The organism is uncultured Algibacter sp., from assembly GCF_963976535.1.
Taxonomy (GTDB): Bacteria; Bacteroidota; Bacteroidia; order Flavobacteriales; family Flavobacteriaceae; genus Algibacter_B.
Genome location: NZ_CAXBLF010000010.1, coordinates 62,062 through 71,531, shown reverse-complemented (window position 1 = coordinate 71,531; position 9,470 = coordinate 62,062). Strand labels below are relative to the sequence as shown.

Here is a 9,470-nt window from a genome sequence, read left to right as displayed (position 1 = left end):
TAATTCCACAATTTTTACTTGTGAAATTATTGTCTAACTATCCGGAGTTTGTAGAGCAGTACTATAGTAATGGTTTGTATCCTGTAATTTCGAAAGTTTTTAGGTTTACATTGGGCTGGATACCTTTTTCTTTAGGAGATTTGATATATACTTTTGCGGGTATTTATGTTATAAGGTGGTTTTTCACAAACAGAAAACGTTTACGAAAAGACACTAAAAATTGGCTGGTTGATGTATTTGCAGCTGTTGCTATAATATATGGAGCGTTCCACTTATTTTGGGGGTTAAACTACCACCGCTTGCCACTTCATGAAAGTTTAAATTTAGCGCAAGATTATACCACTGAGCAGTTAGTACACGTTACTGAAGCCTTGATTAAAAAATCGAATGCATTACATTTTGAAATTACTAAAAATGATACTCTTAAAGTTGATATTCCGTTTAGTAAAAGTGATGTTTTTAAAATGGCGCCTTCAGGTTACAGTAATTTAAAAAGGGATTTCCCACATTTAGAGTATACCCCAAAAAGCTTAAAAAAATCGCTGTATAGTTACCCATTAACGTACATGGGTTATAGTGGATATTATAATCCGTTAACAAATGAAGCGCATGTGAATGGATTGATTCCTGTTTATAAATTCCCGACAACATCGGCTCATGAAATTGCACATCAGTTAGGTTATGCTGCTGAAAATGAAGCCAATTTTATTGGTTTTTTGGCTACAACAAGCCATGATAATATCTATTTTAAATATACAGGATACACCTTTGCGTTACGATTTTGCCTTAATGAAATTTATAGACGTGATGAAGTGCTATATGAAACTATAATTGAGTCCGTTAATAAAGGGGTTTTGAAAAATTATAAAGAGGTTAGAGATTTTTGGAATGCTCACGAAAACTCCGCAGAACCTCTTTTTAAATCGTTTTACGGGAATTTTTTAAAAGCCAATAAACAAAGTAAGGGTATGCAAAGTTATAATTATGTGGTGGCCCTTATTGTTAATTACTATGAAGTTGAAGATTTTTAGTTTTGTAAAGTAGCTCTTAAAAAGTTGACACGGATTTCACTGATTTTTTAATTGGTTTTCTGAGTAGCGGTTTGTGAAATTTTTTCTCGCAAAGGCGCTAAGACGCAAAGTTACTCATACTTAACTGCGACTGCAACTGCGACTGCGACTGCGACTAAATAAAACTACTCAACCAATTCTGCTCCCGCTGGTGCTTCAAAAATATCTGCGTCTGGTTTTTCTTTTGAAAGTTTGATATCTGTAAACCGTAATTCGTTACGTTTTTTTGTTGGCACATTATTTTGATATTCATACCACGTTAACGTTTCTGGTAATATTAAACCCTCTACATTTTGCCAATTACTGTATCTTATAAAATGAAATTCTTTACTTTTTTCTTTTGAAAAATAGGTTACCGTATAACCCAGCCATTCCATTTTATTAGTTTCAGAATCGTAATATAAAATGTATTCGTCTTCTGGTGATTCTCCTACTCCACTTTCATAAGAAATTTTAATTCCTGGATATGATTTTCCTTCAAATTCTAATGCAGTTACATCTTCGTAAATAATACCATCGTCTGCAAAAATAAATGGCATTGCGTAAAAATAGAACATCAGGTTATAGTAGAATTTTGGCTTGCCTTTGTAAGTTGTTGTGTCTTTATTTTTTAACCAAACATCTTCACCATCAAATCCAATGGTGTGATTTGGCATTTCTATTAACGATTTTCTGTTTTTTAAGTTGGTTGTTGTTATCTCATCTCCATTTGGCTTTTTCATGGTAAATTCAAGAGACTTCATGGTGTTCCATTTATCTAAACCACCGTGAGCATCAAAAATTTTTGTCATGTTTTCTGGATAGATGCTGGTTGTTATATCTAGATTTTCTTCAGTGTAGTCGACTATTGGTGTTGTTTTATTTTTACACGCTAATATTGAAATGGCTAGAACTAAAAGGATGATTTTTTTCATTAGTTAATTTTTGAAAGGATTTAGTCTTTGACGAAGTTAGTGGAATATAATTACATAAAAACTATTACTTTTGTTCGATTCTTATGAAAGTAATCACTAGCCCACAAAACACTTATATTAAACAACTGGTTCAGTTGAAGGACAAGTCACGCGAGCGCAAAAAAACACGCACATTTTTGATAGAAGGTGAGCGCGAAATTACTTTGGCGCTAAAAGGCGGTTACGAATTAGAAACCGTTTTGTTTTATTCTGAATTGTTTTGTGTTGAACAACTAAACAACTTAATTTCTGAAAAGACTAATGCTATTGAAATTTCAAAAGAAATCTATCAAAAACTAGCTTACCGTGAAACCACAGAAGGTATTTTAGCTGTTGCAAAGTCTAAAGAAAATCATTTAACTGATTTAAATTTTGATAAACAAAATCCTTTAGTTTTAGTTGCTGAAGCTCCAGAAAAACCTGGTAATATTGGTGCTATTTTAAGAACCGCTGACGCCTCAAATATTGATGCTGTTATTATTGCTAACCCAAAATCTGATTTGTACAATCCAAACATAATCCGCTCTAGCGTGGGCTGTGTGTTTACCAATCAAATTGCAACTGGAAGTACCTCTGAAATTATCACCTTTTTAAAGTCTCATAATATTAATATTTATTGTGCGGCGTTGCAAGCATCAGTAAATTATAATACACAAGATTATACCAAACCAACTGCCATTATTGTGGGTACAGAAGCAACAGGCCTTAGTAATGAATGGCTAGAAAACGCGACTCAGAATATTATTATTCCTATGCAAGGTGAAATTGATTCTATGAATATGTCGGTTGCAGCTGGAATTCTTATTTTTGAGGCGAAGAGACAGCGAGGTTTTAAATAATTTTCAGATGTCAGTCTGAGCGCAGTCTAAGACTAATTTAAACGATCACACACATGTATTTCTATTACGTTTATATTCTAAAATGCTCTGATGGCTCATATTATACAGGAATTACAAATAATATAGACAAACGTATAAACGAACATAAATATGGAAAGCATAAAGATTGTTACACCTATAAACGAAGACCATTGGAAGTTAAATTTCATGAAACTTTCAATGATGTATTACAAGCCATATATTTTGAAAAGAAAATCAAAAAATGGACACACGTCAAGAAAGAAGCTTTAATCGATGGAAATTTTGATACGCTTCAAATATTGGCTGAATGTAGAAATGCAACTCATTTCAAATACAAAAGTAAATGAGCACTTCGACTGCGCTCAGTGTGACAGAATAGTTTTAATTTAGCACCACAAATACGAACATGACATCAACAACACTATTTTACATCATCATAGCTATTATTGTTATCAATTTTATAGTTGATAAAGTTTTAGATGCTTTAAATGCGAAGCATTTTAATGATACACTTCCCGAAGATTTACAAGATGTTTATGATGAAGCTGAATATAAAAAATCGCAAAACTACAAGGCAACTAATTATAAATTTGGTTTATTAACCTCATCATTTTCTATCCTTTTAACTTTGGGCTTTTTATGGTTTGATGGTTTTGAATTTGTTGATAATATCGGCAGAAGTTACAGCGAAAACCCAATTATTGTTGCGCTTATATTTTTTGGAATTATAATGATTGGCAGCGATGTTTTAACCACACCTTTTTCATATTACAGCACGTTTGTTATTGAAGAAAAATTCGGGTTTAATAAAACGACTATTAAAACTTTTTTCTTTGATAAAATTAAAGGTTGGGTGATGATGGCCATTGTTGGTGGCGGTATTTTAGCTTTAATTATATGGTTTTATGAAGCTACTGAACAATATTTCTGGTTATATGCATGGGGATTAGTGGCTGTGTTTACATTGTTTATGAATATGTTCTATTCTAAACTTATTGTACCTCTTTTTAATAAACAAACGCCGCTAGAAGAAGGCACATTACGCGATAAAATTTCGGCGTATGCAAAAACGGTTGGTTTTAAACTCGACAAGATTTTTGTGATTGATGGATCTAAACGTAGCACTAAAGCAAATGCTTATTTTTCAGGTTTTGGGAATGAAAAACGTGTGACACTTTATGATACCTTAATTAATGATTTAGATGATGAAGAAATTGTTGCTGTTTTAGCACATGAGGTTGGGCACTACAAGAAAAAACACATCATCTTTAATTTGTTTGCTTCTATTCTATTAACTGGTTTGACACTTTATATTTTATCGTTATTTATTTCAAATCCATTATTATCAAATGCTTTAGGTGTTGAAATACCTAGTTTTCATATTGGATTGATTGCTTTTGGATTGCTCTACTCGCCTATTTCAGAAATTACTGGATTAATAATGAATGTGTTTTCTAGAAAGTTCGAATACCAAGCGGATGATTATGCGAAAAACACTTATAAAGGCGAACCTTTAATTACTTCACTTAAAAAACTATCTAAAAATAGTTTGAGTAATTTAACACCGCATAAAGCTTATGTGTTTATGCATTATTCGCATCCTACGCTTTTGGAACGGATTGGGAATTTGCGGAAGTAGGCTGAATCGGTTTGTCATTTCGACGTGAGGAGAAATCTCATAATTTATGTCGCGCAAAGTCGCTAAGACGCAAAGTAAAGGGATTGTTCTTTCTGATTAATACTTAAATTTATTAAAAATAAACTTAAGCCGTTTAACGTCGGATATAAAACATTGAAACGATTTCATATCCGCGAAAACGTTGGGAGTCATACAAGAAAAACCGTAACTTTGAATCAAAATTTTTGACAAATATAAATGGACGATTATAGATTAATAGAAATTGAAACAGCGAAGAAGCACGGTGCTACCACAAAAGGAACAAAAAAATCGATTGGAGATTTCCTGCTTAAAGATAATATCCAAAAACCCGTTAACGTAAAAAGCAATAATGTTGATAAAAACAACTACTCACCAAATATTATCTCTGCAAAGAGACTCATTAAATGGCTTGAACAAGATGGAAATCAGTTGTTTTTTATTTTCGTAAATTACAAAAAAACAGATAAAGGAATTGAAGTTATAGATGACTCGGGATTAGTTCCTGTGGAGCATATAAGTTGGAATTGTCTGACTATTGAAGCACAAGGTTGGGGCGTAATTCAGATGTCAAAAACTTTAGAAATTGATAAGAATCAAGATTTAAAGGGATTTTTTCGAGGTATGAAAACAGGCTATGAAAAATTTATGGATAAGGAAACCAGAAAAATGGCTCAAATCAGAGAGATGATAAAAGATTTTTAAAGCAGAATGACTTATTTAGAAGCACATATTACAGATTTAGCATTGGATTTCTTTTTTGAGAATCAGAGCAGTTTATTGGATTGTAAGAGAATTAATTCCAAAATAAAAACATCAAGTGGAATAAATAATTTTTTTACCTCTCAACATGAAGCTACTGAACTTTTAAATGAATTAATAGTTAACAAATCTATTGTTTCTGAACCTCACAGGAGAGAATATGGTGACTTTCAAACAAACAAAAGTTTAGCTTCAGAAGTCGTAAAATATTCATTTGTAAAATGTGAAGATATTGAGTTTGTCATAGAACCAACTTGTGGCAAAGGAAATTTTATTTTTGCTTCAATAGCTCAATTCAAATCCCTAAAAAAAATTGTTGGTGTAGAAATATATAAGCCCTATATATGGAAAACAAAATTTGGAATCCTTAATTATTTTTTAAAAAACCCAAACTATTCTAAACCTGAAATTGATATATTCCACGGAAATGCTTTTGAGTTCAACTATTCAGAATTGGCTAAATCTACACAGCATTTAAAAACTTTAGTAATCGGTAATCCGCCTTGGGTAACCAATTCAGAGTTAGGTTCTATTGATTCAAATAATTTGCCTGAAAAATCTAATTTCAAAAAACATAGTGGATTAGATGCTATGACAGGAAAAGGCAACTTTGATATTGGGGAGTTCATTTCTTACACATTACTAAAATGTTTTGAAAATCATAACGGACTTTTCTCATTTTTGATTAAAAATTCTGTGGTAAAAAATCTCATTCAAGACCAAAAAAGAAACAGTTTTAGAATTAGTCAATCCGAAAAATTAAACATTGACTCTAAAAAAGAATTTAATGTTTCTGTAAATGCTTGTTTGTTTCTAACTCACTTAAATACTGAACCAGACTTCAATTGTAAAGAACTTGACTTTTATAGTCGAGATTATTTAACAACTTTCGGTTGGTATAAAGATAAATTTGTTTATTCTGTAAAAGACTATGACATATCGAGTATTGTAGATGGCAAATCAATATTTACTTGGCGTTCAGGCGTAAAACACGACTGTTCAAAAGTTATGGAATTTGAACGTATAAATGGTCATTATATAAACGGATTTGGAGAAGAATTTAATCTTGAAAAAAAATTAGTTTTTGGATTGCTCAAAAGTTCTGATTTAAAAGCTGATAAAACCAACACTTTTAGAAAACTAACAATAATTACACAAAAAAAAATAGGACAAGAAACAAAGTATATTAAAGATAGCTTACCTCTTACTTATCAATATTTGAGTTCACAAAAAGCGTTTTTTGATAAACGTAAATCTTCTATCTACAATGACAAACCAGATTTTTCTATATTCGGCATTGGAGATTATTCATTTGCAAAATATAAGATTGCTATTTCAGGACTTTATAAATCAACACATTTCACATTTGTAAGTCCAAAAGATTCTAAAACAATAATGCTTGACGACACTTGCTATTTTATTGGATTTGATAATATAAAAATAGCACAGATTGCTCATTTATTAGTAAACTCTGATTTAGTTCAGAAATTTCTTAAATCAATCATATTTTCAGATTCAAAAAGGTCAATTAACAAAGATACTTTAATGCGTATTGACTTTGAAAAAGCGTATGAAAATTATGAGTTTGAGAATGCAAATGATAGAATTTCCAACCTGAAAATTGAGCATTGGGAGGAATTTGGAGAAATGATTAAAGAAAGTGTAAATGAACAAATGACACTCTTCTGAAAAAAGTACGAATGCCCAACAAAGATGTGTATAAGTAATAGCGGTTTAAGTGATAAATCGAAAGTGTAAACATAAAACAAAGGTCTGTGTTTAACCGAAAAGTTAGTGCAATAAAATCCGCTACTACTCATACACGAGACCGTTAAACGAACCTCCCCAAAAACGAAAAAAACTCTTATTAAACCTGAAAGTTAACAGACAAGCGCATTAACGATTGAACGGTTCGACAGCGCTCACCGCAGGCTAAATGTTTGAAATCCTTTTTGCGACTATCTATACTTGGAACTTCCGTTTTAAACTAAAAATTATTTGGTAATAAGATCCCGAAACTAGTTCGGGACCGCTTCGCAGAGAGATTGAGTAGTGAAATATTTATATTCACGATTTCTAAAATTTAAAATATTAACGCATGAGTAAAGCGTGTTAAAACGCCCAAAAAATTCAAATCTCAAATCGTTAATCGTCAATCCAAAATAATAGTGTATCTTTGCCGCTTGAAAAATCCCGATGAATCGGGACTAAAGATTCCTCAGAGTGAGGATGTGTTGCTAGAAGTTTAGGTTTAAGTATGTCGATTCACTTCTTTATGTAACACTGCATAATAAATCGCATACAATAAATTAAAAATGAGCACATTCCAAGATTTAGGTCTTAATGACAACCTATTACAAGCAATTACCGATTTAGGGTTTACAGAACCCAGTGAAGTTCAAGAAAAAGCAATCCCTATTTTATTAGAATCGGAAACCGATTTAGTGGCCTTAGCCCAAACAGGTACTGGTAAAACAGCTGCTTTTGGCTTCCCAATGCTAGAAAAAATTGATATTGATAGCAGAACTACACAAGGATTAATTTTATCGCCTACCAGAGAGCTTTGTTTACAAATTACCAACGAAATGAAATTGTATGGTAAATATTGCAAAGGACTTAACGTAGTTGCCGTTTACGGTGGCGCGAGTATTACCGACCAAGCACGTGAAATTAAACGTGGCGCACAAATTATTGTGGCGACTCCTGGCCGTATGAAAGATATGATTAAGAGGCGTTTGGTTGATATTTCTAAAATCCAGTATTCGGTTTTAGATGAGGCCGATGAGATGTTAAATATGGGCTTTAAAGAGGATATTACCGATATTTTATCGCACACACCTGATGATAAAAACACATGGTTGTTTTCTGCAACTATGCCAAGAGAAGTAGCAACTATTGCTAAAAAATTCATGAATAATCCGCAGGAAATAACTGTTGGAAATAAAAATGAAAGTACGAACCAAGTATCTCATGAGTATTATTTAGTGAATGCGAGGGACCGTTACCAAGCCTTAAAACGTTTATCTGACGCCAATCCAGATATTTTTTCAGTAGTATTTTGTAGAACGAAACGTGATACCCAAAAAGTTGCTGAAAACTTAATTGAAGATGGTTATAATGCTGGTGCATTACATGGTGATTTGAGTCAGAATCAGCGTGATTTGGTTATGAAATCGTTTAGAAACAAACAAATACAAATGCTAGTAGCAACCGATGTTGCTGCGCGCGGCATTGATGTTGACGATATTACACACGTTATAAATTACCAGTTGCCAGACGAACCAGAAATTTATACACACCGTTCTGGAAGAACAGGACGTGCAGGTAAAACAGGAATCTCAATGGTTATTGTATCGAAAAGTGAAGTGCGTAAAATAAAAAGTATTGAGCGTATTATTAAAAAGCAGTTCGAGAAAAAAGAAATTCCTGATGGCGCAGATATTTGTGAAGTGCAATTAATGTCGCTTGCTAATAAAATTCACAATACAGAGATTAATCATGAAATTGATAAGCATTTAACCAATATTAATGAATTGTTCGCTGATACAGATAAAGATGAATTGATTAAAAAATTCTTCTCTGTTGAGTTTACCCGCTTTTATAATTACTACAATAAATCTAAAAACTTAAATATTGCTGAAGGTTCTTTTGATAGAGATGGCGGTCGTGAGGGAGGTCGTGATTTTAGTAGAGGTAGTAAAAATGATTCTACACGTTACTTTATAAATGTTGGCGGAAAAGATGGTTTTGATTGGATGAAATTGAAAGACTTCTTGAAAGAACAATTAGGACTTGGTAGAGATGATGTTTTTAAAGTGGAAACAAAAGAAAGTTTCTCGTTTTTTAATACCGAGAATGAAGCAAAAGAGAAAGTACTAGCACATTTTACCGACTTTAAATACGAAGGGCGTTTTGTAAATGTTGAAGTGTCTGAAAACCGTGGTGGTGGCAGACGTAGCGATAGAAGCAGCAGTGGCGGAAGACGTGACGGCGGAGGAAGACGTGACGATAGACGTGGCAGAGGAAGACGTGATGACAGAAAAGGTGCTTCTTCTGGAAGCCGAAGCGACAGACGCAGAAGCGATGGTGATTCAAAACCACCAAGACGTTCAGAATCTAGTGATTTTGGAAGTTCTAGACCTAGACGTTCAAGAAGATGATATAAAAA

8 protein-coding genes are annotated in these 9,470 nt (G+C 32.7%); 7 read left to right on the top strand and 1 reads right to left on the bottom strand.

Annotated features, from left to right (window positions below):
- Nucleotides 1-2: 2 nt before the first annotated feature.
- Nucleotides 3-1,031 carry a DUF3810 domain-containing protein gene (locus AAC024_RS05065; RefSeq protein WP_339894127.1) on the top strand — a complete coding sequence of 343 codons (1,029 nt, stop codon included), beginning with the start codon at nucleotides 3-5 and terminating at the stop codon, nucleotides 1,029-1,031.
- A gap of 164 nt (nucleotides 1,032-1,195) precedes the next feature.
- On the opposite strand, the gene AAC024_RS05060 is transcribed toward AAC024_RS05065, so the two are convergent.
- Nucleotides 1,196-1,984: a hypothetical protein gene (locus AAC024_RS05060; RefSeq protein WP_339894126.1), complete on the bottom strand. Its 789-nt coding sequence runs from the start codon at nucleotides 1,982-1,984 to the stop codon at nucleotides 1,196-1,198.
- A gap of 83 nt (nucleotides 1,985-2,067) precedes the next feature.
- Here AAC024_RS05060 and AAC024_RS05055 point away from each other — a divergent pair, with 83 nt between their 5' ends.
- From AAC024_RS05055 to AAC024_RS05030, 6 genes are all read left to right on the top strand, one after another.
- The gene (locus AAC024_RS05055) at nucleotides 2,068-2,862 is read left to right on the top strand and encodes an RNA methyltransferase (protein WP_339894125.1); all 795 of its coding nucleotides are present in this window, start codon (nucleotides 2,068-2,070) and stop codon (nucleotides 2,860-2,862) included.
- A 53-nt stretch (nucleotides 2,863-2,915) separates the two neighbouring features.
- The gene (locus tag AAC024_RS05050) at nucleotides 2,916-3,230 is read left to right on the top strand and encodes a GIY-YIG nuclease family protein (protein ID WP_339894124.1); all 315 of its coding nucleotides are present in this window, start codon (nucleotides 2,916-2,918) and stop codon (nucleotides 3,228-3,230) included.
- 59 nt (nucleotides 3,231-3,289) lie between these two features.
- Nucleotides 3,290-4,522, top strand: coding sequence for a M48 family metallopeptidase (locus AAC024_RS05045; RefSeq protein WP_339894123.1), 1,233 nt, complete (start codon nucleotides 3,290-3,292; stop codon nucleotides 4,520-4,522).
- Between the two features lie 237 nt (nucleotides 4,523-4,759).
- On the top strand, nucleotides 4,760-5,245 hold the full coding sequence (locus tag AAC024_RS05040) for a hypothetical protein (protein ID WP_339894122.1): 486 nt from the start codon (nucleotides 4,760-4,762) through the stop codon (nucleotides 5,243-5,245).
- Nucleotides 5,246-5,251: 6 nt separating this feature from the next.
- On the top strand, nucleotides 5,252-6,991 hold the full coding sequence (locus tag AAC024_RS05035; RefSeq protein ID WP_339894121.1) for a hypothetical protein: 1,740 nt from the start codon (nucleotides 5,252-5,254) through the stop codon (nucleotides 6,989-6,991).
- 626 nt (nucleotides 6,992-7,617) lie between these two features.
- Nucleotides 7,618-9,462 (top strand): DEAD/DEAH box helicase, encoded by a 1,845-nt coding sequence (locus AAC024_RS05030; protein ID WP_339894120.1) that lies wholly within the window; start codon nucleotides 7,618-7,620, stop codon nucleotides 9,460-9,462.
- Nucleotides 9,463-9,470 lie beyond the last annotated feature (8 nt).